This window comes from Microbulbifer sp. A4B17, assembly GCF_003076275.1.
GTDB lineage: Bacteria > Pseudomonadota > Gammaproteobacteria > Pseudomonadales > Cellvibrionaceae > Microbulbifer.
In genome coordinates this window covers 1233093-1259204 of record NZ_CP029064.1, presented here as the reverse complement: position 1 = coordinate 1259204, position 26112 = coordinate 1233093, and the positions used below count along the sequence as shown (strand labels likewise).

Genomic DNA, 26112 nt, shown 5'->3' with positions numbered 1-26112 from the left:
GTTAAAAATCAGGTAGTGCCCGCACCCGGCTGAACTTCTTCTCCCGGCCAGTCGCGCTGCTCGCGCCGCCAGAAATAAATGGAGAGCACTATGGCTGGAATCCCCATAAGCGCGGCGTAAATAAAGAAGTGGGCGTAACCCTGAGCGTCCACCACTATGCCGGAAAAGCCGCTGATAAATTTGCCTGGCAAGGTCATCAGAGAGCTGAACAGCGCATACTGGGTGGCGGTATAAGCCTTGTTGGCAAGGCTGGAGAGAAAAGCAATCAGTATCGCATTGGCAATCCCGCCGCTGATATTGTCCGCGCTGATCACAAGAGCCAGCCAGGCCTTATCGGGGCCAATCACTGCGAGCTGGGCAAACAGCAGATTGGTACAGGCAACCATAACGGAACCCAGTATCAGCGGGCGCACAACACCGTAGCGCACCACTAAAAGTCCGCCGAGGAAAGAGCCGATAATGGTACAGAAGAAGCCAAACAGCTTACTGATTTCAGCGATTTCCGTTTTGGTAAAGCCCAGATCCAAATAGAAGGGGTTGGCCATCACCCCCATCGCGATATCACTTAAACGGAAGATACCGATAAACAGTAATAGAACAAATGCCAGGCGGCCATTGCGCTGGAAAAACTCGATAAAGGGGCAGGCTACAGCGCGAATAAACCACTGCTTCAAGCGACCGTGCTCCCCCTTACCTAACAAACGCTCCGCCCACTCGCTCTGCAGCTCATCGGCCTCCCTGCTCACTTTACTGTGATCCGGTTCGGCAATAATCAGGGTGGTAATAAGGCCAACTCCCATCAATCCGGCCATCGCGAGATAAGCACCAGACCAACTGAAGATATCCGCGATGAACAGGGCCCCTGCTCCGGCAATCAACATTGCCACCCGGTAGCCAAACACATAGTTGGCAGCCATAGCGCCCTGGTAGTCTTTGTCCATAGCCTCAATTCGATAGGCATCAATCGCCACATCTTGTGAGGCCGAGCAGAACGCAACCCACAGGGCCAGCAGGGCTACGTGCATCAGGGAGAGCTGGGGATTTACACTGGCCATACCTATCAGGCCAATCGCTATCCCGATTTGGGATACCAGCATCCAGCCCCGACGCTTGCCCAATTTATCCGTGAAAAAAGGCAGACGCAGCTGATCGACAATAGGGGCCCAGAGAACTTTGATGGAAAAGGTAATTCCCACCCAGGCAAAAAACCCGATGGCAGTACGGCTGACACCGTAGTCCCGCAGCCAGGCAGTCAAGGTAGAGAAGACCAGCAGTAATGGGAGGCCGGCGGAAAAGCCGAGGAAGAACATGGTGAGTACACGGGGCTTCAAATAAGCGGCCAGCGCTTGCCCCCATGTCATTTGCGTCTGCGAATTGGTCAAGCGCGGCCTCCGGAGCCTGATCCGCTGCAACAGCTACTACCGCTGTGCAGCGGGATTTAAATAGTTAGATTTATTTACTCAGTGGCCCCACAAAACTTCCAGCTCTGCCTCGGCCAGCTTATTGGCATTGATATTGAAGCCAACTTTAGCAGGAGAAGTGTTTTCATCCAGTGGCAGGGATTCCACTTTCAAGGCATAGACACGAAAACGATAGCGATGATCCCCATGCCCCTTTGGCGGGCAGGCACCGCCATAACCGGAATTGCCGTAATCGTTGCGACCCTGGATCGCTTCCGGGATCAGACCGTTTTTCAGATCGCCAGCGCCTTCCGGCAAGCTGGTGGTGTCCACCGGGATATTAAACACCACCCAGTGCCACCAACCACTACCAGTGGGCGCATCGGGATCGTAAGCGGTAATGGCAAAACTTTTTGTACCCTCCGGCGCCCCACTCCAACTCAACTGGGGCGACAGGTTCTCACCACCACAACCACCGTAAACATGAGCCATGGGCATTTTTTTTCCAGCTTGCAACGAGCTGGATGACAATGTCAGTTTCTCAGCAAGCGCGCCGACTCCAGTCAGTGACAGCGCTGCGGCACAAATCAGCCCAGCAATTCCTCGGCCGCCTTTTTTTAATAATTGGCTCATATTCCAGCTTCCCCCTTTTAATTTTCCTCACTGGACAGCATTGGTCCCACTTTATCCAGATCCATATTTCCGCCAGTCAAAACGACAACGACGTTCTTATTGCGAAAGCGCGCATTGTGCTCAATAACCGCGGCAAAACCCACAGCAGCCGACGGCTCGACCAGCTGTTTGGTTCGCGTCCACAATAGCCGCATCGCATTTACGATACCAGCTTCACTGACAGTCACAATATCCCGCACTGTGCGCTCAATAACAGCGTAATTTCTGCCACCCAGTGTCGTGCGCAGGCCATCAGCAATCGTATTGGGTTGCTGTGTAGTGATATGGACTCCACCCCGCAGTGAACGATGGGCGTCATCCGCTGCGGCAGGCTCGGCGCCAATCACCAGGATATCAGGGGCGAGTGCGCTTATGGTCAAACCCACACCAGCCAAAAGCCCGCCGCCCCCAACTGGCGCCACAATAACGTCCGGCGCAATCCCCTGTTCGCGGCTCTGCTGAAGAACCTCCAAGGCCACCGTACCCTGCCCGGCAATAATGCGCTTGTCGTCGTAGGACGGTACTTCGTGTGCGCCAGTTTCCTCAAGCACCTTTGCCAAAGTAGATTCGCGATCGCCCAGGCTGGGGCCCGAAGTCACTATTTTGGCTCCATAACCCTTTACCGCGATCCGCTTTGCTTTAGGGGCATTCTCCGGTATCACCACCGTGCAGGGTATTCCCCGCTCAGCTGCCGCCCAGGCGAGAGCCGCACCGTGGTTACCGGACGAATGGGTAGCCACCTCATCGACCCCCTCGGGAAGTAGGGATAGAGCGTTAGCCGCACCCCGAGCTTTGAAAGCACCGACTTTCTGCAAGTGCTCACACTTAAACCACAAGTTGGCGCCCGTCAGCTCATTCAGCTGCCGGGAGCTAAGTAAAGGAGTTTGATGGACCATTCCAGCGATATTTTGTGCGGCATTAAACACATCCTCACTGGCTGGTAACTCGATTTGATCCAGGGACATAACACTGTGTTTCCTTTTCGACTAATTGGGAACAATCCATGTCATCCATCGCCGACAACATTCAGTGCTCTGCGGAGCAGGCACAGCAGAAAACAGTGCATGCCGGTGAGGGGATTACTTACTAAGCATACGCAAGAATTTCATTTTCCTATCGTTGTAGGGTGCATATCGAATATCGATATCGAGAATATTTCTACGCCGCATCACGGCCTTGTAATGGCTGAAGGTGCGGAAACCATGCTCTCCGTGATAAGCCCCTATGCCACTGGCGCCAACCCCACCAAATGGCAGGTCCTGGGCCAACATAAACATCATGCAGTCATTCACGCAGGCATTGCCCGAGCTGCAACGGGATAAAATCCGATCTGCCAAAGCGTCATCCCGGGTAAAAATATACAGAGCCAGGGGCTTCTCCCGACCGTTGATAAACTCCTCCACTTTGGAAAAGTCATCCAGTTCAACAATGGGCAGGATCGGGCCAAAGATCTCTTCCTGCATAACTCCCGCAGAGAGATTCACGTTGCGCATTAAAGTCGGCGCCACATAGCAAGCGTCCACATCGACTTCACCGCCAAATACCACCTCTCCATCCCCCAGGTAATCCGACAGACGCAGGGTATGCTGGCAGTTGATAATGCGGCCATAGTCCGCGGATTCTCGCGGGTGCTCGCCGAACATTTCCCAGAGTACGCGCTGTAACATGGAGGTGAGGCGGTTGGCAGTAGCTTTACTGCACAGCACATAGTCCGGGGCGATACAGGTCTGTCCTGCATTAGTGAATTTCCCCCAGGCAATCCGCCGTGCCGCCACTTGCAGATTGGCATCGTCAGCAACGATACAGGGACTCTTCCCACCCAGCTCCAACGTCACCGGGGTCAGATTCCTGGCCGCCGCATTCATGATAATTTTTCCGACGCGGCCACCCCCGGTGTACATAATATGATCCCAGCGCTGCTCCAGCAGGGCTGTCGTCTCGGCAACTCCTCCCTCAACACAGGCAAAAGCATCGTTATCGAGGTAATGCGGTAATAACTCAGCAATTAACCGGGAGGTCGCAGGCGATAATTCTGAGGGTTTCACCACCGCACAATTGCCGGCCGCGATCGCCGGTACCAGTGGTGACAACAGTAATTGCAGCGGATAATTCCAGGCGCCGATAATCAACACGACTCCCAATGGTTCCGGCTGCACATAGCTCTTTGCCGGCTGGGTCAGCATCGGCGATTTTACCTTGCGCCGGCGCACCCACTTCTTCAGGGACTTCAGGGTGTGATCGATATCGTTATATAGAAATGAGACTTCGGTGAGGTAGCTTTCCTGGCGGGCCTTGCGCAAATCATCCTGAAGGGCCTGGAGAAAGTGCGCCTCGTTCTCGGAAATCATTTTGCGAAGTTGGCACAACTGCCTGCGCCGCCAGCTTATTTCAGCGGTGCTGCCACTGTGAAAATATGTGCGCAACCCCGCAACTAACGTGGACGCATCCCTGTCGTTTGATGTAGCCAGATCTGACAACATTTGCGGTTCCAATACCGAAACTTCCAAACCCTACTTCCTCCAATGAGTATAAGCCGTCACAGGCAATGGCTAGCTCCGCCCTGGCAATACGGTAATACACTGAAGCCCGGCAGCTGGGGCGCGCAATTTCGTAGGAAGCGGGAAATAAGTCAAGGTAGGGAGGAGAAAAAATCTTGAAAATGGCGACAAGCTCAACAATCGTCCCCAGAGTTGAACGTGTAACTCCGGGACGTATTTACAAGCTATCAGATAAAGAGAGCCAGGAGTGCCAAGCCGGTAATCCACAGGAGCAGTGTTCTGGATAGCAGTGCCTGCAGTCCCTCGATCTCTGCGCCACTTTGGCGCTGCACCTGAGACAGGTCGGAACCACCACTGCACTCGCTGGCATCAATACCGCCGAGCGCACCCTCCAGGTAGGCCTCAAGTACCTGGTCGGTATCGCTCTCGCGACACATCAATACGCGGCGCCAGGCACGGTAACAACCGGCAAAATTACCCACGATGGCAAAACTCAGCCCCATCACACGGACCGGCAGCCATTCCAGCAACCACAGCCAGCGCGCCGCCGTTGCCTCTTCGGTGGAACCCCGGGTATCTTCTGCGTACAAAGCACTTAGACGGAAGAGTATTGCTCCGGGAATACCCAGAAGGATAAACCAGAACAACACGGCGAAGAGTCTCTCAAAGGCACAATAGGCAGCACCGCGAAATACCTGTTCATGGAGACAAGTATCATCGGAGGGCGCTTCGTGCAATTCGCGCAGAATTGGAGACGCCGCTTTGGCTGCTCCATCAAAGTCACCGCTATACCAATTGCGCAGGTAATTCGCGACGGTTTCATTAAAGTTGCCACGACCGAGACAATAGAGAAGCAGCGGCACCCCCATCAACAAATAACCGAGACTGCCTGCGGCGTCCTCGGCCACCACCATCACAATCGCAGAAATCAGTACCGGAACAAGAATAGTCACACCAAGCAACAGACCACTGTTGCCATTGATGCTGGGCATCGTTTGTAAGTGCCGACTCCAGCGACTGAACCAGCCATCGCGGTGTAAGGGCGCCCCTGAGCCCCAAATTTGCACCAGGGCAAGGGTGATCAAAACAATTAGCAGAGTCATAAATATTCCGGGACTGTTTCAATTATCAAAATCGCCCTGCGACACTTCGCTTATGGGAAGCCACCCACAGCGGAATAACCCTTAAGGCTATCAGACGATTTCTTTTAATTTGTTGAGATAGCGCTCCCAATCAAAACCCGGACCCGGGTCTAACTTTCGACCGGGGGCGATATCCGAGTGACTGGCAATTCTATCGATATCAATGGCGGGATAGGCCTGCATTATCGCAGCACTCACCTCGGCGAGAGCGAGGTATTGGGCATCGGTGTACACATCGGTATCCAATCCCTCCAGCTCAATGCCAATCGAAAAGTCATTGCAGTTGGTGCGACCTTTGAATTCAGATTTACCCGCGTGCCAGGCCCGCCGATCCAGGGGCACATATTGGGTCACCAGGCCATCGCGATCGATCAAAATATGCGCAGATACCTGAAGCGCGGCAATTTCGGTAAAGTAAGGGTGCGCGTCGATATCCAGCTGCCCAAGGAAGAAGGCATCAATATAGGGGCCGCCGTACTGCCCCGGCGGCAAGCTGATGCTGTGAATCACCAGTAGATCCACCGCACAGTCTTCCGGGCGGCTATTGCAATGAGGACTAGGAACCCGGCGTGCGCCCGCCAGCCAACCGGACTCCACTTGATATTTCAATCTGCGATCTCCGCTGCAACCTATCGATAGCCCCGGCATCGCCCGAGGCTTCAGCAGTTACCATTTTATGGAAGCGTTGATCGATATGCCAATCGGATCAGAGCAGTATCGCGACATAACTTGCGGAAAACCGCCAGCCAGTGGGTATCACTGCTAAAGAAGGCCTGAATAATTCCACCCCGGGCCTTAAAATCCCTGCGGATTAGCGCTGCTCGCTGCGCTTCTTGCGCACATTGCCGATCACGGACTGCAGTGCACGCTCGAACAACATACCGTCATCCAGCGGCAGCAGTTGTGCCGAGCGCAGGGCGTGAGCCAGCTCCAAACGGGCGAACTCCGCGACCTTGGCACCGTTGCGATTGACGAAGATAAACTGGTCAATATCGCGGATAACGGCGGCCAGTCGACAGCGGAACTGTTCTTCCTCAGAGCGCTTCAACTCGAACCAGCTGCCCTGCGCCAAGCGGAAAGTCATCTGCCAGTGAGGATCACTTTCATCGAGGGGCGCCAATCCATCCTGCTCCGGTGCAGACACCTCTGCCTCAGCAACTGCCTGCTCCAGCTCTTCCATCTGCGGCACTGCCACTTCCTGGGGTTCGGCTGGGGCTGCTTCGGCAGCAACTTCAATCGCCTCAGCTGGAGTCTGTTCTTCAACAGGGACTGCAGCGACAGCATCAGTAGCTGCTTCAATGTCAGTACCAGTTTCAGCGCCAGCAGCAACCTCCTGTTCTACCGCTGGGACAACCCGTGCCTCGGCCGCAGCGGGCGCCGACTCAACTGCTGTCGCCGCGCGCACTTCACGGGCAACCTGCTCAGCCACTTCGCGCTCGCGCTGTTCCGACAACTGCTGGGCCAGGGCAAAGCGCTCGCGATAGACTTCCTTAAGGCCTGAGAAAAGTGTGCGCGCTTCGAAAGCGTTATAGGAAAGCGCTTCGATCCCCTCCCGCAGGCGCTCTTGTAATACAGGCAGCAAGCTCAATAACTGCTTGCGGGAATCCGGCATTGGTGCCTGGACACTCCATACAAGATCTCTCGCAGTGCGTACATCACGGTTCCAGGCGTCACTTTCTGTGCCCTCTTTGACACAAGTCAGGAACAGCACGTTGTTCCAGACTTTATGCAGCCAATCCTGCACCACCTGTGGAAGATCTCGCTCTGCGACAAGAGCATCCATTACCGCAGCAACCCGCGCGCGAGCAGCCTGGGTTTTAGCGCGACCATCCGCCTCATCCACAACCCGGCGCTCCAGCATTTCGGCGCGCTTGCGTTCGCGGACGATAAATTCCCGCAGGGACTCCAGCAAAACGGAAAAGATATTAATGTCCCGATCAAACTCATTGAGCACACGCTCAACGATTTGGGATATCTCTTTGTAGAGGGGATCGGACTCGTAATTATCCCCTGCCTGCCATCCGGTAGCCGCATCGGCAAGTTCGTTGAGTAATTTGCGTGCTGGGTGACCGCCTTTACTGAAGAATGACTTATCCGCAATGGCCACCTTCAAAAGTGGCAACTGCAAGCGCCCCAAGAGGGACTTGATCTGAGTCGCGAGGCTGCGATCCTCCAGAATAAAGGAGAACAGCATCTCCACCAGCTTAATCACATCGCTATCGACTTTTGCCAGGGAGGCCGCCTGGTTGGAATCCACCAGCCGCTGCTGTAGCAATTCGCCCACATTCAACAACTGAACGGCACTTCCACCACCTTGATAGTGGCTGCCGCTTTGCAATGCACCAAGATGAGAAAGCAGATCTCCAGCGGGCATCGGAGCGACTCCGGCGGCCGCCGGCACCAATCCCGGGGGAAAATGCCCTGTAGCCTGAACTCCAGCTTGTGCGGGTTGGCCACCAGCCGCTACAGCACCAGGTCCACCGGTGGGTGCGCCAGCAACGCCGGGGGCATGGGGCACGCTGTTGCTGTAGGCCGAGCGCTGCCTGGCTGCACGCTGCTGTTCCCGTAAAGATGGAAGTACGCCCTGCTCTATGAGTAGCTGATTGCAGAATTCATAGAAATCTCGCAGTTGCAGCATGACCACCTGCTCAAACTTCTTCAGCAGAGTGAGGCGAGCGCGGATAAAGAGATCCAGGTCCTGGATAGCCTCTACAAAAGCATCGCAGATTACATCTGGACCCAAGGGGTTGTTTTTGTCGTAAACCTTCACGGAGTAGAGCGTATCGAGCCTCATGCACAACTCGGTAAGGGGCTCGGCAAAATCGCGCTTGGCACTTGCCACCATAGTATCGGCAGCCACCAGTTGCTCCAGATCATCATTGTTGACCAGCGACAGGTTGTCCGGAGCGAAAGTACTCTCTGACTTTTCTTCCTGGCGAACCTGAAAGGCCCGGGAAACATTCTGGATAAAAAGCTCAGCAATATTGCGGCGTTCTACACGCAGTAATCGCAATGCCTGGAAAAGCCCATCCTGCTCTTCCTGACCATGGGCCCGCTCAGCCATTGCAAACAGGGAGTCATCCACCTTGCCGAACAGCGCTTTAATTCTCTCCAGCAGCTGCGCCGTCGCTTTATCTTTCAGCATGGCGACTGCGGCGGGCAGAACAGCGGGCTTACCTGATGCAGAAATATTGCGCGCTCCACTTTTCTCTGAGAGGGAAACTACCTTGCTGGATTCACTCATTTCCAAGAGGTCCTTCGAATGCCGTCCGACTTATAGCACTGTGGCCAATAGCAAAAATTCGTCAGTGGGACAGCGGCTCGCCAGGTGAAATTCCCTGCGGGAAGCTCCCCTTTGCGTGGAATCGGGTGCCTGTTACATCGCCCCAAACCACAGCCCCATACTGCTGATGCTTCGTCGCGATCATGCGCGAAAAAGCTGTCGAAATTATTGATTTCTCTCAACTTTTAATCGCGTAGATGAAATAGTTCCGGGCCCTGCCCAGGAACAATAAAGACTGCGATTAAGCTTAATTCTCCGGTCATTCTACTCGCGTTACAGGGCTGTTTTACACAGTTCCGCGACATATTTGAGACACTTGTCACAGCTATTCGTCGAGCCAACTGCTACTTGCCAATCACTTAGTCAGGCAGTCAAAACCCCTGGTGTTTTGGTAAACTGCGCCGGCGTTAATTTCGAGGTTTCCCAATGCGACCACAAGACACAGCTATTCCCAATATCACGACCGATCTGCAGCGTTCGGTAGAGACAGCTCTCGAAGAAGATATTGGAAGTGGCGATATCACCGCCCAGTTGATACCAGAGGACCGCACAGCCCGGGCCCGGGTTATCACCCGCGAAGATTGCACCCTGAGTGGTCGAGCCTGGGTAGAGGCAGTTTTCCACGCTTTGGACCCGGAACTCAAACTCACCTGGCACTTCGAAGACGGCGACCGCATCAGCGCAAACGCCGTTATTTTTGAATTGGAAGGTAATGCCCGCACCATCCTTACCGGCGAGCGCACTGCGCTGAATTTCCTTCAGACCCTGTCCGGTACCGCAACCACGGCTGCAGAATTCGCCGCAAAGGCTGAGGGCACAGAAGTGAAGATTCTCGACACGCGCAAAACCATTCCAGGCCTGCGTAGCGCGCAAAAGTATGCCGTGCTTTGCGGCGGCTGCCACAATCACCGCATCGGTCTTTACGACGCCTTCCTGATCAAAGAGAACCATATCTTCGCCGCAGGTGGCATTGAGCACGCCGTCGCCCAGGCCCGAGTGATCAAGCCGGAAGCCTTGATTGAAGTCGAAGTGGAAAATATTGAAGAGTTGGAGCAGGCGCTCGCCGTCGGTGTGGACGTTATTATGCTCGACGAATTCAATGATGAAGACACTAGAACGGCCCTGAAACTGGCCAAAGGCAAAGCCAAAATTGAGCTTTCCGGCAGTGTCGACCGTGATCGTATCGCTCAGTTAGCTGAACTGGAAGTGGACTATATCTCTTCCGGCAGCCTGACCAAGCACCTGCGCGCTATCGACCTTTCCCTGCGAATCGATCTCTAGCGCCCACAAGACCCATCATCACTGCGCTTAGTGATGGTGATGATGGTGTCCCTGCTCTTCTGTGTCTTCGGCGGGGGCTTCCATCCCACTCATTTGCCCGTGGCTGGTGTGTTCGCCGTGTCCACCGTGGCCCATAGCCCCCCAGATGGTCCAGATACCAAACAGCAAAATCGCTGTGGCAAAACCATAGCGAACTCCCGGCTTTTGCACTATGCCACGCACCTGCGCTGCGGCAGCGCCAGTAGCCAGCATGGCGGGCACGGTGCCCAAACCAAAAGCAAACATAGCCAGGGCAGACCGCTCGGCACTGCCCTGGGCCAGGGCGAAAGTCAGCGCGCTGTAAACCAAACCACAGGGCAACCAGCCCCATAGGGAGCCCAGTGCCAATGCCTGCCCCGCAGAGCGAACCGGTAATAATTTGGCCGATAGTGGCTGCACATAGCGCCAAAGGTAGCGGCCCCCTTTTTCAATCCAGGCCAATCCCTGCCAGATACCGCCGATATACAGCGCCATCAGGATCAGCATAATCCCGGCGGCAAAGCGCAGTGGAGTGAGAGCGGGCAATATCGCCGCACCGAGGGCACCGGCGAGCGCCCCCATCAGCGCATAGCTACCCAGGCGCCCCAATTGGTAAGAGCCCAGCTGCACCCAAGCAGTCTTTTTCCCCGGTACCGCCATTCCCAGCGCTCCGGAGATTCCCCCACACATACCGATGCAGTGACTGCTGCCCAAAAAACCGATAGCCAGAGCCGCCGCTAAAAAACCCCAGTCCCCCACTTACTTCTCCTGCTTCCTTTCCGCGTCAGATTTGTCCTGCTGAACATCATCGTCATCAAACAAAATGCGACGACCTTCCGTTTCCAGGTCATCGTACTGTCCGTTATTCACGGCCCAGAAAAAGAGCTTCACCGCAAAGCCAACCAAAATCACCGCAATGGGAATCAGGAAATACAGACTTTCCATCAGTTACACCTCCTCTCTTTCTGTGAGCACGGGATTAAGCCGCGGCGCTCACAGGGTTTTCGTCGACTTCCTGTCCACGGGACAGACGCAACGCATTTAGCACTACGATCAGAGAACTCAGGGACATACCGATTGCCGCAGCCCAGGGCGGCACCAGACCGCAAAATGCCAGCGGCAGGGCAATCACGTTGTAGCCCAGAGCCCATGCCAGATTTTGCCGCACAATTCGGCGGCATTTGTGCGCCAGCTCTATAGCTTTGGGCAGCACTTCGAGATCTCCGTTCAGCAAAATGGCATCGGCGCGGGACTGGGCCAGATCCGCCGCAGACATCATCGCCACAGAGGCATCGGCACCAGAGAGCACTGGCACATCATTGATGCCATCCCCCACCATTAACACCTTCTCACCATCCCTTTGCAGCTGCTTCATATGGCTGAGCTTGTCCTCTGGCGAGGCGCCAGCGCGGTAGTTGTCGATACCCGCTCGCCCTGCCAGCCGCTCAACTTCCGCAGACTGGTCACCACTGAGCAGTTCCACTGAAAGACCTTGCTCAGTCAAACCCTCAACGGCGGTGGTTGCGGAGTCCCTTAACTTATCCCCCAACGCAATCCAGGCAATAGGGCCCAGGGAGTCGCCGAGCAGCAGCCACTGCCCCTCCCCTTCGGGTGTGGAAATTTCCTCACTGGAGACAAAGCTCGCTTTACCCAGTCGGTAACTGTCCCCCTCGATCTGCCCTTCCAGGCCAGCCCCGGTATGGACTTTCAGATCACTGGCGATGAGATTGCCACGCCAGGCGCGGAAGGCTCTGGCCAGGGGGTGATTGGTCTGGGATTCCAGGGCGGCGGCAACGTCCTTAACCCGCTGCTCGGTCCAGTTGGCCTGCAGCAAATCAATATGCAAAATTCTCGGTTCACCGCGTGTCAGGGTACCGGTCTTGTCGAACAGCACCCGGCCAATACGCGGCAGCGTTTCCAGCAGGCTGCCTCCAGCCACAAGAAGTCCCAACTGCTGTAAACGCAGGGTGGCGGAGGCCAGGGCAGCAGGGGTTGCCAGCGACAGTGCACAGGGGCAAGTCACCACCAGCACAGACAGGGATACCCAAAAAGCGCGACTGGGATCAATTTGCCACCAGACGACAAACGCCGCCAGTGCCGCGAATAAAACGACACCGACAAAAATACCCGCAACCCGATCTGCCAGGGCCACTTGGTTGGGTTTATCTAATTGCGCCCGCTCTACCAAGCGCTCAATGGCGGACAGGCGAGTCGACTGCCCCGCTGCCGTAATTCGGATAGTCAGGGTGGAATCGCCGTTGACACTACCGGCATAAACCGGGCTGCCTGCAGACTTCTGTTGCAGTGCCGATTCACCGCTGAGCAGGGATTCATCCACACCACTAACGCCCTCCAGCACCTCCCCATCGGCAGGGATAGTGTCTCCCGGGCGCAACAAGACTTTATCCCCAGCGGCCAATGCGGCCACCGGTACATGGACAATATCGTCCCCTTGGTATTTGGCCGCCGTCATTGGCAACAACTGCGCCAAACCACCGCTGGCTAAGCCCGCCCGGTGGCGGGCACGCATCTCCACCGTTCGTCCCAACAATAGGAAGAAGGTGAACATGGAGATAGATTCGAAGTACACCTCGCCGGTGCCGAATACCGTGGCGTAAAAGCTGGCGACATAGGCCATACCAATCGCCAGGGACACCGGCACATCCATACTCAGGTGTTGGGCGCGCAGACTGCGCAGAGCGGCACTGAAAAATGGGCGCGCCGCATAGAAAACCACTGGCGTTGCCACCAGTAGGGAAACCCAGCGGAAATAGCGCTCAAACTCGCCGACACCTTCGCTGGCCGCAGCGCCAAAATACAGGGCGATAGCAAACATCATCACCTGCATAGTGCCGAGCCCAGCCACACCCAGGCGGCGCAGGGCGGCGCGATGCTCGCTCTGAATAACACTTTCCTGGTTCGCCGCAGTGGCTGGTGCCGGCCGATAGCCGATTCGCTCCAGCTCGCCAAACAGCTCACTCGGCTTAATTTTATTGGGATCGAAACCAATCTGGGCGCGCTGTGTACTGGCGTTGACGGAGACTTTCTCAATCCCGTCCAGCTGCCCCAGATGCTTTTCTATCAGCCAGACACAGGCGGCACAGGTAATGCCACTAATCAACAGCGAGGCAATCTTGTTGCCGTTATCCCAATCGTGGACAAACTGCTGTTGCACTTCAGGCAGATCGTATGCCACCCAGCGATCCTGGGGTTGTGCCTCCTCCGGTCTGTCACTCTCTTTTTCCCTGAAACGATAGAAGCCGTCCAGGCCACCGGAGACGATGGCGCTGGCTACCGCCTCACAGCCGGGACAACACATTTCCCGGGAAACCCCTTCGATCACCACCGAGTGGTTGCTGCCGCGGGGGACTGGAAGTCCGCAGTGATAACAGTTGGAGGAAGACGAAGTCATTGAGTTACAGCGTTCAGTGGCGCGGCATTGCCGAGATCGAAGTTAATTTCGCCTTTCAGGCGCCAGTTGGCGTCCTGATGGGCATCGGGGTCGAGTTCCGGCATCAAACGGAGGTACCAGCGATTTCCAATACCTTCAGGCAAGGCGCCCTGATAGCGGCCCACAGAGAGCTGGGACAACTCGATATGCTTATCCAGGTCCGATTCCACTGGATGGCTCAATGTCAGCAAAAGGGCCTTGGGGTAGTCGAGATCGCCATTCAGCTCCACGACAACTGCATTATCAGAGGGCTGGAACTGAACCAAAGCCGCGAGACCCAGCTCTTTCGCGCGCAGATCCTGCTCGGCGCTGAAGTGATACATGCGACTGTCTTTGTAGTAGGTATCGCTGACTTTATCGTCAGCAAAACGTACCGCTATTGAGACTGTGATTGTGGAGACAACCACCACTGTAATCAGTGGTGCCAGTACCATCCACGCCCAAGGTTCCCGGTACCAGGGTTTTGGGGTTGGTTCATTCATCGCGTTACCAAAAAGTTACCGTTAGTGCACAAAAGTCGAGCCCGCCTGGGCGGGCCCGTACTTTGCAACGGGATTGGCGTCCCGTCTACTGCTTTGGACCAATAAACACCGCTCGGCGTTTATCAATCAGCTCAGGATTGTCGACCGCCTGGACAACAATCTCGATATCGTGCTTGGTTTCCTTCAGCTGATCACTGGGGACGCTGACCCGGATAGGTACGGAGAACATCTCCCCCGGCACCAGGTAAATCGTCCTTGGCTTGCGAACTGAGTAATCGTAATCAGGGTTCCCCACCACCTTGATGGAAAACTCATGGGGAGCCTGATCCATGTTGTTGATCTTCACCGTGTAGACGTTCTGTATCAGCCCCTGGGACTCCCGGAACATACGGCTTCCGCGATCGCGGGTGACTTCGGCTTCAATGGGACTGCGGGTCACTACCTGCTGAGCGAACAATCCGGTCATAGCAACCAGGATCAGCGCATAACCAAACAATCGCGGACGCAGGAAGCGGGTCTTACCGCTCTGCAGTTCATCCTCAGAGGTGAAGCGAATCAGGCCGCGCTCGTAGCCCATTTTGTCCATAACGCTGTTACAGGCGTCAACACAGAGACCACAGTTGATACATTCGTACTGCATGCCGTCGCGGATATCGATATCCACCGGGCAGACCTGGACACACCAGTAGCAGTCGATACAGTCCCCCATACCTTCCGCCTTGTAATCCACATTTTTCTTACGCGGACCGCGAGTCTCACCCCGCTTGGCATCGTAGTAGACCGCCAGCGTATCCTCGTCGTACATCACCGACTGGAAGCGGGCATAGGGGCACATATATTTACACACCTGCTCACGCAGGAAGCCGGCGTTCATATAAGTGGCAAAAGTGAAGAACGCGGTCCAGAAAACACCCTGCGGGTGAGCGTTAAATGTGGCCAGATCCACCACCAGCTCGCGCACGCCATAGAAATAACCCACAAAAGCCAGGGCGGTTGCCAGTGAGATCAGCAACCAGATAGTGTGCGTGCCGCCCTTGCGCAGAACCTTCTCCAGGTTCCAGGGCGACTTATCGAGCTTCATACGCTTGTTGCGATCGCCTTCACAGATCCTTTCCGCCCAGATAAACATCATGGTCCAGACGGTCTGCGGACAGGTGAAGCCACACCACACCCTACCCAGCAGAGTGGTGACAGCAAACAAGGCAAATGCGGCAATAATTAGTAACCAGGCAAGTAGAAAACCATCCTGGGGCCCAAAAGTTGTCCAGAAAATATGGAATTGACGGGTGGGGAGATCAAAGAAGACTGACTGGCGCCCGTCGATATTGATCCAGGGTAGAAAGAAGAAAGCCAGCAGCAACGGCAGGCCGGTGTATTTGCGGATACGGGTGTAAACACCGCGGATGTGTCGGATATAAACTTTGTCTTCCGACTCATACAGCATGCGATAGCGAACCTCGCCATCACCTTCCTGTTCCTCACGGGTGGGAATTAAATCACTCACACAAACCTCACTCTCGCACGGGCACATCTGTACGCGGGCCAGGTAGCCACTTATGTTGAGGCTTTTTTCTCCGTCCCTGCAGCGCCCGGAGTCCCTTGATAAAATAAGGCCCAGCAAATGCCGGGCCTCAAAAGTTAATTACTGCTGCTTATCTTCCTGTTGGGACAGGCTGTAGACATAGGCCGCCACGAGGCGAATCTTGTCTTCACGCAGTTTGTCTTTTTGCGCGGGCATCATATTGGAACGACCCCCGCGGATAGTGTGTTGAATCTGTTCGCGCTTGCTACCGTACAGCCAGATATTGTCGGTCAGGTTCGGCGCACCCAGCATTTGGTTGCCTTTGGCATCCATACCGTGACAGGCCATACATACGGTGTTGAATACCTTCTGGCCCTCGGCGGCCATGGCGGAGTCATGCTCCAGGCCGTTCAAGGAGAGAACATACTCAGTAGCATTCCTAACACCTTCCTCGCCGATAACCGGCCCTTGGGGAGGCATCATGCCCTGACGACCGTTGTACAGGGTTTCCAGGATTTTCTCCGGGGTGCCGCCGTACAGCCAGGCATTGTCAGTCAGGTTCGGGAAGCCGAAGTTACCACCGGCATCCGCGCCGTGACATACGGCACAGTTGTTGGCAAAGATTCGGGAACCCATCTTAAGGGCCTCAGGGTTCTGTGCAATCTGCTCAATCGGCATATCGACATACTTGCCGAAGGTCTCGTGAAACCTCTCCTGAGCTTTAGCCTGAGAAGCTTCCAGAGCACCCACAGATGTCCAACCGCTAACGCCCTTGAAGTTACCCATACCCGGGTAGATCACCAGGTATCCAACAGAGAATACCAGTGTGGCGATAAACAGCATGAACCACCACTTGGGCAGTGGGTTGTCATACTCCTCGATGCCATCGTATACGTGGCCTGTTGTTTTGTTTTCCGGTTCTGCCTGATCATCTACCGCCACTTTTCGGTTGGCGAACAGCACCCAGGTAATCAACGCCAGATTGGCGAGGGTGAGCACAATTACCCACGCACTCCAGAATGTACTCATTACTTGTCCTGCCCCTGTTTTCGATTGGTTCCGGGTTTATCCCCGGAATTGGATTCGTCCTGCTGAGCGGCCGACTTATCCTTGTCGGCTTGTTGCTCTTCATCGGCAAATGGCAAATTGGCATCTTCTTCGAAGCGCTTCTTGCGCTTCGGAGAGAAGGCCCACCAGCAGATCGCCAGAAAAGCCACTGAGCCCAGAACCAGACCGATTTCCCGCAAAGTTTCTATAGTCACGAGCTTCCTTCCTCGCTTTTAGCGTTTTTGGGTAACCAGGGTACCCAGCTGTTGCAAGTAAGCGACCAGCGCATCGATTTCCATAACCTTGCCACCTTTGAAAGGCTCGGCGGCGTTGGCGATGTCCTCATCGGTGTAGGGCACACCTACGAGGCGCAGCGCTTCCATCTTACGTGCGGTGTATTCGCCAGTTACCACATTGTCGAACAACCAGGGGTAAGCCGGCATGATTGACTCAGGCACAACGCTGCGCGGGTTGTACAGGTGCGCGCGCTGCCATTCATCAGAGAAGCGTCCACCTACGCGCGCCAGGTCTGGACCGGTGCGCTTGGAGCCCCACAGGAAGGGGTGCTCGTACACGGATTCCTGAGCCATGGAGTAGTGGCCATAACGCTCAACTTCCGCACGCAGAGGACGAATCATCTGGGTGTGGCAAACGTGACAACCTTCGCGAATATAGATATCGCGACCTTCCAGCTCGATTGCTGTCAGTGGCTTCTGGCCCGGCAGCGGCGTGTAGTTATCCTTGGTAAAGAACTGCGGAACGATCTCAACCAGGGCGCCGAAGCTGATGGCGACAATGGTAAAAAAGATCATCCAGCCGATGTTTTTTTCTACGAGGTCATGATTCTTCACGATCTAAACTCCTATGCCGCAGGCACTGCTCGAACGGTGTTATCGGCTTCGGCATCGTTTACCTTCTCGGTAATCGTGCGGTAAACGTTGTAAGCCATCAGCAGCATACCCACCAGGAACATGGCACCGCCAATCCAGCGCACTACGTAGCCCGGATGGCTGGCTACAACACTTTCAACGAAGCTGTAAGTCAGGGTGCCGTCGGCGTTGAATGCACGCCACATCAGGCCCTGGGTAATACCGTTTACCCACATAGCGGCGATGTACAGAACAGTACCCACAGTGGCCAGCCAGAAATGCGCATTGATCAGTTTGGAGCTGTACATTTCGCGACGCTTCCAAAGAACCGGAACCAGGTGATACAGGGCACCAATAGAGATCATGGCAACCCAGCCCAAAGCACCGGAGTGTACGTGGCCAACAGTCCAGTCAGTATTGTGGGACAGGGCGTTTACAGTCTTGATGGACATCATCGGGCCTTCGAAGGTAGACATACCGTAGAAGGACAGGGATACCACCAGGAAGCGCAGGGTCGGGTCGGTACGCAGCTTATGCCATGCGCCGGACAGGGTCATGATGCCGTTGATCATACCGCCCCAGGAAGGTGCCAGCAGGATCAGGGACATAACCATCGCCAGGCTCTGGGCCCAATCGGGCAGCGCTGAGTAGTGCAGGTGGTGACCACCAGCCCATACGTACAGGGAGATCAGTGCCCAGAAGTGAACGATAGACAGCTGGTAAGAGTATACCGGACGGCCAGCTTGCTTAGGTACGAAGTAGTACATGATGCCGAGGAAGGCAGCTGTCAGGAAGAACCCTACTGCGTTGTGGCCATACCACCACTGGATCATTGCGTCCTTAGTGCCCGAATAGATAGAGTAGGACTTGAACGGGGCAACAGGAATCTCCAGGTTATTCACGATATGGAGAACAGCAATAGTGACGATATAAGCACCGAAGAACCAGTTCGCCACGTAGATGTGGGAAGTCTTACGCTTCATGATGGTGCCGAAGAACACCAGCGCGTAGGCAATCCAAACCAGCGCGATCAGGATATCGATGGGCCACTCAAGCTCAGCGTATTCCTTGGTGGAAGTGAAGCCCATCGGCAGGGTAATTGCCGCAGCGACGATAACCGCCTGCCATCCCCAGAAGGTGAAGGGGATCAGCCAGCCACCCCAGAGGCGGACCTGACAGGTGCGCTGCACCACGTAGTAAGAAGTGGCAAAAAGAACACTACCACCAAAGGCGAAAATTACCGCATTTGTGTGCAGGGGCCTCAAACGCCCGAAGTGCGAGAAGGGTTGCCAAAAGTCGTTGAGTTGAGGCCAGGCTAGCTGGGCTGCGATCAATACGCCCATGCCCATACCAAAAATGCCCCAGACCACGGACATGATGGTGAACTGGCGCACGATATTGTAGTCATAGTCCGGCACAGGGCCGGTCTTTGCCACCGTTGTCGTCATGTTTTTACTTCCGTTGCTTTTAAGATTCGGTTCCACTGCGCGGGACTGGCCCACCACAGGAGGTGCGTAACCACAATGTGTAAGGTACTGCGGTTACTATTGGCCGGATAAGGATTTAAGCGCATTCTCACCCGGCGATTGCTGATCTAAATCAACTAAATCAATTTTCTTCCTTTACCGGCGGCAATGCGCAGGCGCAGGGCGTTGAGCTTGATAAAGCCTTCCGCATCTTTCTGGTCGTAGGCACCAGCATCATCTTCGAAGGTGGCGATACGCTCATCGAAGAGGCTGTCCTCAGAACGGCGACCCACAGCACTCACGCTGCCTTTGTACAGTTTCAGGCGAACTTCGCCATTCACCACATCCTGGGACTCATCAATGGCAGCCTGGAGCATACGGCGCTCCGGGGACCACCAGTAACCGTTGTAAACCAGCTCGGCGTAGCGCGGCATCAGGGAATCCTTCATGTGCGCAACTTCGCGATCCAGGGTAATGGACTCAATGGCGCGGTGCGCCTTCATCAAAATGGTGCCGCCCGGTGTTTCGTAGCAGCCGCGGGACTTCATTCCCACGTAGCGGTTTTCCACGATATCCAGACGACCGATACCGTTGGCTCCGCCCAACTTGTTCAGCTTCTCAAGCAAAGTAGCAGGGCTTAAGCGCTCACCGTCGATAGAAACGGGGTCGCCCTTCTCAAAACCCAAAGTAATGTAAGTGGGTTCTTCCGGAGCCGCCTCGGGGCTCACACTCCAGCGCCACATATCCTCTTCGGCTTCCGCCCAGGGATCTTCGAGGTTGCCGCCCTCGTATGAGATGTGCAGCAGGTTGGCATCCATCGAGTAAGGGGATTTCTTCTTGCTGGAAGAGAAGTCCACGGGAATATTGTGCTGCTCGCAGTACTGCATCAGCTTTTCGCGGGAGTTCAGGTCCCACTCGCGCCAGGGGGCGATTACCTGGATACCCGGCTTCAGCGCGTAGGCGCCCAGTTCGAAACGCACCTGGTCATTACCTTTGCCGGTAGCACCGTGGGAAATGGCATCGGCGCCAGTCTCATTGGCAATCTCAATCAGGCGTTTGGCGATCAGCGGGCGCGCAATAGAGGTACCCAGAAGGTACTCCCCTTCATATATCGCATTGGCGCGGAACATCGGGAAAACGAAATCGCGCACATACTCTTCGCGCAGATCGTCGATATAAATCTCTTTAACCCCGAGGGCCTCTGCCTTGGCACGGGCCGGCTCCACCTCTTCACCCTGGCCGATATCAGCGGTGAACGTCACCACTTCACAACCGTAAGTCTCCTGCAACCATCGCACGATTACTGACGTATCCAATCCACCGGAGTATGCCAGTACCACCTTTTCGATTTTGCTCATTGCTGTCCTCTGCTGCCGGAAATACGCCGCCGCGACAAAAACGCGGAGACGGGGAATGCCACTACGCGAAACTAGTGTCGGTCTGGGGGAGTTATTCTTGGAGATATGCCCAGGATCGGTAAATTGCGGGCACAACAATACCCACACTCTTTGTCGGGGCGCGATTGTAGCGCCTAAGCTCGCGATCGACTAGCGCCAAGGCGCCAGTAAGCACAATTGATTGATTTTTAACCTTTTCGTGCATCGCAATTTTGTACAGCTTCGGGTAGCATTCGCGCCGCACAACGACTCACTACGCTAAGAAGCTTTACGGAGTACCATGACGGAGCAAATTACCCTTCGCGTCCCCGACGACTGGCACATTCACCTGCGCGACGGCGCCGCTCTCGGGCGCACCGTGCCCGACGCCGCAAAACAATTCCACCGCGTAATTGTAATGCCCAACCTGGTACCCCCTGTGACCGATGCCGAAAGTGCAGTGGCTTATAAGGAACGTATCAACGCCCATGTTCCTGCCGACACCAACTTCGAACCTTTGATGGTGATCTACCTCACCGACAAGACCGACGCTGCCGTCGTCCGCAAGGCCCACGAAGCCGGCGTTATCGCCGCCAAACTGTACCCGGCCGGCGCCACCACCAACTCCGATTCCGGCGTTACCGATATCGCCAACATCTACCCGGCCCTGGAAGAGATGCAGGCCTGCGGAATGAAGCTGCTGGTACACGGTGAAGTCACCACCAGCGATATCGATATCTTCGACCGCGAGCAGGCTTTTATCGAGAAAACCCTGTCCCGCCTGGTAGATGATTTCCCCACGCTGAAAGTGGTGTTTGAGCATATCACCACCGCCCAAGCGGTAGAGTTTGTACAGGGCGCCCGCGAAGGTGTTGCCGCAACCATTACCGCGCACCACCTGCTGTACAACCGCAACCATATGCTGGTCGGCGGTATTCAGCCGCATTTTTACTGCCTGCCGATCCTCAAGCGCGGCTACCATCAAAATGCACTGATCGAAGCGGCCACCAGCGGTAATCCGAAGTTCTTCCTCGGCACCGACTCAGCCCCCCACGCCGACCACAAGAAAGAGCACTCCTGTGGTTGCGCCGGCTGCTATACCGCCTACTCCGCTATTGAGCTCTACGCCGAAGTATTCGAGCGCGCGGGCAAACTGGACAAGCTGGAAGGCTTTGCCAGTGAGTTCGGTCCCGACTTCTACGAGCTGCCGCGCAACGAAGGCACCATCACCCTGGTCAAGAGCCCCTGGACCCTGCCGGAAAAACTGGATATGGGTGGTGAAAATCTGATTCCCCTCGCAGCCGGTGAAACTTTAAACTGGCAACTTGCGTAATCGGCGAATGCCCTGATTACAGCGCCTGCGAGGAGAACACTCCCGGCGGGCGCCGCAATTCGAATACAATACCCTTCCCCACCAGCGCCAAATGCTGCTGGCCTGAAGACAAGATTTACAAGGAACCACCGTGACACCCGCCGAAGAACCCACAGGACCAAAAAGCTCTCTCGCCCAGCGATTCCGAGGCTTTCTGCCCGTGGTCATCGACCTTGAAACCGGCGGCTTTAACGCCCGCACCGATGCGCTGCTGGAAATTTCAGCGGTTATCCTCGACATGGATGATTCCGGCAACCTCTTCCCGCTGGAGACCCACAGTTTCCACCTGGAGCCTTTTGAGGGCGCCAACGTTGAGCAATCTGCCCTCGACTTTATCGGTATCGACCTGGAATCCCCTGACCGTGACGCCTGGCCAGAAGAAATCGCTATTCCCGAGCTGTTCCGCAAGATTCGCAGTGCAGTGAAAAAACACAGCTGCACCCGCGCCATCGTAGTTGCCCACAATGCCCACTTCGACTTGGGCTTTGTCAATGCAGCAGTCGAGCGGACCGGCATCAAACGCAACCCCTTCCACCCATTCTCCTGCTTCGATACTGCCAGCCTCGCCGGCCTCGCCTACGGCCAGACCGTACTGGCCAAAGCCTGCCAGGTTGCCGGAATTGAGTTCGATAACAACTGCGCCCACTCCGCCGAGTACGACGCAGAGAAAACCGCAACCCTGTTCTGCGGCATCGTGAATAAGTGGAAAGAAATGGGCGGTTGGCCGCTGGAAACCGAAGAAGCTACCGAAGAAACCGAATAACCCCTTTATTTTTCGGGCAGGCCTGCACAGCCCGACTTATCCAAAAGCGACAGAAATATTCAAAAACTGTCGACAAAACACTCGCTATGCGCAGACTCTGGCCACTTGGGTGATTTTTTGTGCAAGCCGTGGTAATATGCCCGGCTTACACATAAATCGGATAGCACCGTGGCCAAGAAACCTTCCTCATCTTCCAATCGCAAACAAGCCGCTCCCCTTGAGACCAGTGCAAGTATCGAGGAGCAGGTAAAGGCGTTCCTCGCCGGTGGCGGTGAGATCGAGCAGGTACCCAAGGGTGTCAGTGGCCAGACCAACACCTCCGGCCCCAAGCATATTACCCTCGGCAAAAAACCCAGAGCTTAACCGCCAACCAATAAAAAACCCCGACAGCGCCCCACTGATCAACAGCGAAGCGCGGCCGGGGCCGCTCGACCATGGCTGCGCTACCGCAGCCACTGACCATTCACATCAGGGCATTTCTTCCAGTTCCGCACCCTCTTTCACCGGCGGCATCAGATCTTCTTTATTGATATTCAAGGCCATCAGCACATTGGCAGCCACATAAACAGAGGAGTAGGTACCCACAACCACACCCACGATCAAGGCCAGGGAGAAGTTGTGGATCAATTCACCACCGAAGAACTGCAGTGCCCAAAGCACCAGCAAGGTGGTGAAAGATGTCATAAAGGTACGGCCTAGGGTCTGGCTGATCGAGATATTGATAATCTCCTCAGAGTCAGCCTTACGCACCTTGCGGAAGTTCTCGCGGATACGATCCGACACCACGATGGTATCGTTCAGGGAGTAACCGATTACCGCCAACACCGCCGCCAGAACGGTTAAGTCGAAGTCCAGTCCCATTACCGCAAAGAAGCCCAGCACGATAATGACATCGTGGCCCAGGGCCGCTACAGCGCCGAAAGAAAACTTGTACTGGAAGCGCAGGGCAACGTAAATCATCACCAGGAACAGGGCCACCATCATACCCAGACCACCGTCATCGCGCAGTTCAGCACCAACCTGGGGACCCACCATCTCGACACGGCGCAGCTCAACATTGCCCTCGCTGCCCGCTCTCAGCAGAGCCACCACCTTGTCCCCAATCGGTGTCGTCGTTTCCTGATCGGTAGCGCTGATCTGGGTTTCCTCTTCAGTTACCGCTGGTGGCAACTTGATCAGCAGGTCCTTCTCAGATCCAAAATTCACTACTGTAGCGCCATCGTAGCCAGCAGCATCCAGCTGGTCACGCACATCGCTGATAAAGGGCGTTACCTCGTACCCAACTTCTACCTGGGTACCGCCGGTAAAGTCGAGGCCGAATTTCAGGCCGTTAATTGCCAGCGCGGCAATAGAGGAAAGTACCAGTACCACCGAGACAATCCCGGCGATTTTGCGCCAGCGCATAAAGTCGTAGACGCGCTTGCCCATGTACTCGGTAATTTTGCCGTTTTCCACTTTGGTCTCACTCATGACTGACTCCCTTAAATCCAGAGCTTCTGCACACGGCGACCGCCGTAGAACAAGTTAATAATCGCTCGCGTACCCATGATGGCACTGAACATGGAGGTGAGAATACCGATAGACAGGGTTACCGCGAAGCCCTGCACCGGGCCGGAGCCGATGGCATACAGGATCACTGCCACAATCAGGGTAGTGATATTCGCATCCACAATGGTGCTGTAGGCATTGTCAAAACCAGCACTGATCGCTGTCTGGGGAGGCATCCCATTCCTGAGTTCCTCCCGTATTCGCGAGAAGATAAGCACGTTGGCATCCACCGCCATACCCACGGTCAGTACGATACCGGCGATACCCGGCAGCGTGAGGGTAGCGCCGAGAATCGACATCACCGCCACCAGCAGGATCAGGTTTACTGCCAGAGCCAGGTTCGCCGCCAAACCAAATACGCGGTAGGAAATCAGCATACAGATAAGTACCGCCAACAAGCCGTACTCCACCGACTGAATACCCACTTTAATGTTGTCCGCACCCAGGGATGGGCCGATCACACGCTCTTCCACAAAGTACATCGGCGCAGCCAGGGCACCGGCACGCAGCAACAGGGCCAGCTCCTGGGCTTCGGCCGGGCTGTCCAGACCTGTGGTCCGGAACTGCTTGCCCAGGGCACTCTGTACCGTGGCCAGACTGATAATTTTTCGCTCCTCGGTGCGCTTCTGCACGGTAACTTCGTTACCGTTTTCGTCGATCTCGGTTACTGGCTCAAAGCGAGTCTCGATAAACAGGGTGCCCATACGGCGACCCACATTCTTCCAGGTAGCGCGGTGCATCATCTCACCGCCACGGGCATCGAGGGTGATATTTACCTGCGGGAAGCCGCTCTCGTCGTAACCGACGCGGGCATTGGTGACACTGTCACCCTTGATAATGATCTGGCGTTCCAGCCAGGCACCGCCGTACATCTGCGCCTGACGTTCATCGCGGTACTCGAAGTATTCCTTGTTGGAAACCAGCTCATCCGGGCGGGCTTCCATACGATATTCGAGGTTGGCGGTCTTACCGATAATACGCTTGGCCTCTGCGGTGTCCTGTACACCGGGCAGCTCCACAACGATACGGTTGCGGCCCTGGCGCTGTACGATCGGCTCCGCAACACCCAGCTCGTTCACCCGGTTGCGCAGGGTGGTGAGGTTCTGGGTTACGGCGTAATCTTCCAGCTGCTTGATTTCCTGATCGGTCAGGGTTGCGCGGACCTCCAGATTTTCACCACTGCCGGATTCGCGCAGTTGAAGCTGTGGGAATTCCTTGCGCATGGTGGACATCGCCAGGCTGCGCAGCTCATCGTTGCGGAAGCGGGCAATAATCTCGCGATCATCCACCAGCTCCACATTGCGGTAACGGGCCTTAGCTTCGCGCAGTTTGCTCTTCACTTCCTGCTCGTAGCTCTCCATGTTGTTCTTGATAATGGTGTTGGTGTCGACTTCCATCAGGAAGTGCACACCACCCGCCAGGTCCAGACCGAGCTTCATCGGGCCCGCACCGATATCTTTCATCCACTGGGGTGTGGTGGAAGCCAGGTTCAGGGCGACAACATAGTTAGTGGTCCCAAGCGCTTTTTGAATCGCCTCCTTAGCCGGCAACTGCTCCTCCATGGAGCTCAAGCGGATCAGTACTGACTTATCCCCAACTTCACCGCCGAAGTGAGCAATGCCCGCTTCATCCAGGGCTTTTTGTGCATTCGCAAGGACATCGGGGCCAATGGTGAGCGCACTGGATTGCCCGGAAATCTGTACGGCAGGGTCCGGCTTATAGAGATTGGGCGCGGCGTAGATCAGGCCAAAGGCCACAACCGCGAGAATCAGAAAGTACTTCCAGATCGGGTAGCGATTCATGCTGTTCTCATTGTTCTAGTGTGACCCTGAGGGCCGGTAAATCTTGGCAATCTGCCTAAGCAATTTGCCTGGATATGCGGGCAGTATACGCAGAATGCAAGGTACACCGCCTCCAATAAA

At 55.5% G+C, this 26112-nt stretch carries 23 protein-coding genes; 4 read left to right on the top strand and 19 right to left on the bottom strand.

From position 1 onward, the window contains the following. Positions 1 to 8 precede the first annotated feature (8 nt). The 7 genes from BTJ40_RS05515 to BTJ40_RS05485 form a co-directional block, all read right to left on the bottom strand. On the bottom strand, positions 9 to 1361 hold the full coding sequence (locus BTJ40_RS05515) for an AmpG family muropeptide MFS transporter (RefSeq protein ID WP_108732148.1): 1353 nt from the start codon (positions 1359 to 1361) through the stop codon (positions 9 to 11). Positions 1362 to 1460: 99 nt separating this feature from the next. Beyond that, on the bottom strand, positions 1461 to 2033 hold the full coding sequence (locus BTJ40_RS05510; RefSeq protein ID WP_108732147.1) for a YbhB/YbcL family Raf kinase inhibitor-like protein: 573 nt from the start codon (positions 2031 to 2033) through the stop codon (positions 1461 to 1463). Positions 2034 to 2050: 17 nt separating this feature from the next. After that, a complete protein-coding gene (locus tag BTJ40_RS05505; RefSeq protein ID WP_108732146.1) occupies positions 2051 to 3037 on the bottom strand; it encodes a threonine/serine dehydratase in 987 nt (328 codons plus the stop codon). A 114-nt stretch (positions 3038 to 3151) separates the two neighbouring features. Beyond that, positions 3152 to 4579 carry an aldehyde dehydrogenase family protein gene (locus BTJ40_RS05500; protein ID WP_202862862.1) on the bottom strand — a complete coding sequence of 476 codons (1428 nt, stop codon included), beginning with the start codon at positions 4577 to 4579 and terminating at the stop codon, positions 3152 to 3154. Positions 4580 to 4797: 218 nt separating this feature from the next. Beyond that, entirely contained in the window at positions 4798 to 5673 is an 876-nt protein-coding gene (ampE, locus tag BTJ40_RS05495; protein ID WP_108732145.1) for a regulatory signaling modulator protein AmpE, read from the bottom strand. 90 nt (positions 5674 to 5763) lie between these two features. After that, a complete protein-coding gene (gene ampD, locus BTJ40_RS05490; RefSeq protein ID WP_192879380.1) occupies positions 5764 to 6360 on the bottom strand; it encodes a 1,6-anhydro-N-acetylmuramyl-L-alanine amidase AmpD in 597 nt (198 codons plus the stop codon). Positions 6361 to 6523: 163 nt separating this feature from the next. Then, positions 6524 to 8956 (bottom strand): DUF1631 domain-containing protein, encoded by a 2433-nt coding sequence (locus tag BTJ40_RS05485; RefSeq protein ID WP_108732143.1) that lies wholly within the window; start codon positions 8954 to 8956, stop codon positions 6524 to 6526. A gap of 465 nt (positions 8957 to 9421) precedes the next feature. Here BTJ40_RS05485 and nadC point away from each other — a divergent pair, with 465 nt between their 5' ends. Next, positions 9422 to 10276: a carboxylating nicotinate-nucleotide diphosphorylase gene (nadC, locus tag BTJ40_RS05480; RefSeq protein WP_108732142.1), complete on the top strand. Its 855-nt coding sequence runs from the start codon at positions 9422 to 9424 to the stop codon at positions 10274 to 10276. A gap of 27 nt (positions 10277 to 10303) precedes the next feature. On the opposite strand, the gene BTJ40_RS05475 is transcribed toward nadC, so the two are convergent. From BTJ40_RS05475 to BTJ40_RS05430, 10 genes are all read right to left on the bottom strand, one after another. Beyond that, positions 10304 to 11053 (bottom strand): sulfite exporter TauE/SafE family protein, encoded by a 750-nt coding sequence (locus tag BTJ40_RS05475; RefSeq protein WP_108732141.1) that lies wholly within the window; start codon positions 11051 to 11053, stop codon positions 10304 to 10306. Then, positions 11054 to 11239: a cbb3-type cytochrome oxidase assembly protein CcoS gene (gene ccoS, locus BTJ40_RS05470; protein ID WP_108732140.1), complete on the bottom strand. Its 186-nt coding sequence runs from the start codon at positions 11237 to 11239 to the stop codon at positions 11054 to 11056. A gap of 34 nt (positions 11240 to 11273) precedes the next feature. Next, positions 11274 to 13706, bottom strand: a complete 2433-nt coding sequence (locus BTJ40_RS05465) for a heavy metal translocating P-type ATPase (protein ID WP_108732139.1) — start codon at positions 13704 to 13706, stop codon at positions 11274 to 11276. After that, positions 13703 to 14227, bottom strand: a complete 525-nt coding sequence (locus tag BTJ40_RS05460) for a FixH family protein (protein ID WP_108732138.1) — start codon at positions 14225 to 14227, stop codon at positions 13703 to 13705. Before BTJ40_RS05460 ends, BTJ40_RS05465 begins: the two co-directional genes overlap by 4 nt. 85 nt (positions 14228 to 14312) lie before the next feature. After that, entirely contained in the window at positions 14313 to 15731 is a 1419-nt protein-coding gene (gene ccoG, locus BTJ40_RS05455) for a cytochrome c oxidase accessory protein CcoG (protein ID WP_238152143.1), read from the bottom strand. Between the two features lie 138 nt (positions 15732 to 15869). Further along, positions 15870 to 16778, bottom strand: a complete 909-nt coding sequence (gene ccoP / locus BTJ40_RS05450) for a cytochrome-c oxidase, cbb3-type subunit III (protein ID WP_108732137.1) — start codon at positions 16776 to 16778, stop codon at positions 15870 to 15872. Continuing rightward, complete coding sequence (locus tag BTJ40_RS05445; RefSeq protein WP_108732136.1) at positions 16778 to 17011, bottom strand: cbb3-type cytochrome c oxidase subunit 3; 234 nt, start codon at positions 17009 to 17011, stop codon at positions 16778 to 16780. Before BTJ40_RS05445 ends, ccoP begins: the two co-directional genes overlap by 1 nt. Positions 17012 to 17029: 18 nt before the next feature. Next, positions 17030 to 17647, bottom strand: coding sequence for a cytochrome-c oxidase, cbb3-type subunit II (ccoO, locus tag BTJ40_RS05440; protein WP_108732135.1), 618 nt, complete (start codon positions 17645 to 17647; stop codon positions 17030 to 17032). Positions 17648 to 17658: 11 nt separating this feature from the next. Beyond that, positions 17659 to 19113, bottom strand: coding sequence for a cytochrome-c oxidase, cbb3-type subunit I (ccoN, locus tag BTJ40_RS05435; RefSeq protein WP_108732134.1), 1455 nt, complete (start codon positions 19111 to 19113; stop codon positions 17659 to 17661). A gap of 155 nt (positions 19114 to 19268) precedes the next feature. Beyond that, positions 19269 to 20489 carry an argininosuccinate synthase gene (locus tag BTJ40_RS05430; RefSeq protein WP_108732133.1) on the bottom strand — a complete coding sequence of 407 codons (1221 nt, stop codon included), beginning with the start codon at positions 20487 to 20489 and terminating at the stop codon, positions 19269 to 19271. Positions 20490 to 20808: 319 nt separating this feature from the next. On the opposite strand from BTJ40_RS05430, the gene pyrC reads away from it, so the two are divergent. The 3 genes from pyrC to BTJ40_RS05410 all read left to right on the top strand — a co-directional run bounded on the left by pyrC (position 20809) and on the right by BTJ40_RS05410 (position 23005). After that, complete coding sequence (pyrC, locus tag BTJ40_RS05420) at positions 20809 to 21840, top strand: dihydroorotase (RefSeq protein WP_108732131.1); 1032 nt, start codon at positions 20809 to 20811, stop codon at positions 21838 to 21840. Between the two features lie 130 nt (positions 21841 to 21970). Next, positions 21971 to 22642 carry a ribonuclease T gene (gene rnt, locus BTJ40_RS05415; protein WP_108732130.1) on the top strand — a complete coding sequence of 224 codons (672 nt, stop codon included), beginning with the start codon at positions 21971 to 21973 and terminating at the stop codon, positions 22640 to 22642. A gap of 168 nt (positions 22643 to 22810) precedes the next feature. After that, complete coding sequence (locus BTJ40_RS05410) at positions 22811 to 23005, top strand: hypothetical protein (RefSeq protein ID WP_108732129.1); 195 nt, start codon at positions 22811 to 22813, stop codon at positions 23003 to 23005. Positions 23006 to 23110: 105 nt separating this feature from the next. Here BTJ40_RS05410 and secF read toward each other — a convergent pair whose 3' ends face one another. Next, positions 23111 to 24112: a protein translocase subunit SecF gene (gene secF / locus BTJ40_RS05405; protein ID WP_108732128.1), complete on the bottom strand. Its 1002-nt coding sequence runs from the start codon at positions 24110 to 24112 to the stop codon at positions 23111 to 23113. Between the two features lie 11 nt (positions 24113 to 24123). Continuing rightward, positions 24124 to 25992 carry a protein translocase subunit SecD gene (secD, locus tag BTJ40_RS05400; RefSeq protein WP_108732127.1) on the bottom strand — a complete coding sequence of 623 codons (1869 nt, stop codon included), beginning with the start codon at positions 25990 to 25992 and terminating at the stop codon, positions 24124 to 24126. Positions 25993 to 26112: the final 120 nt, after the last annotated feature.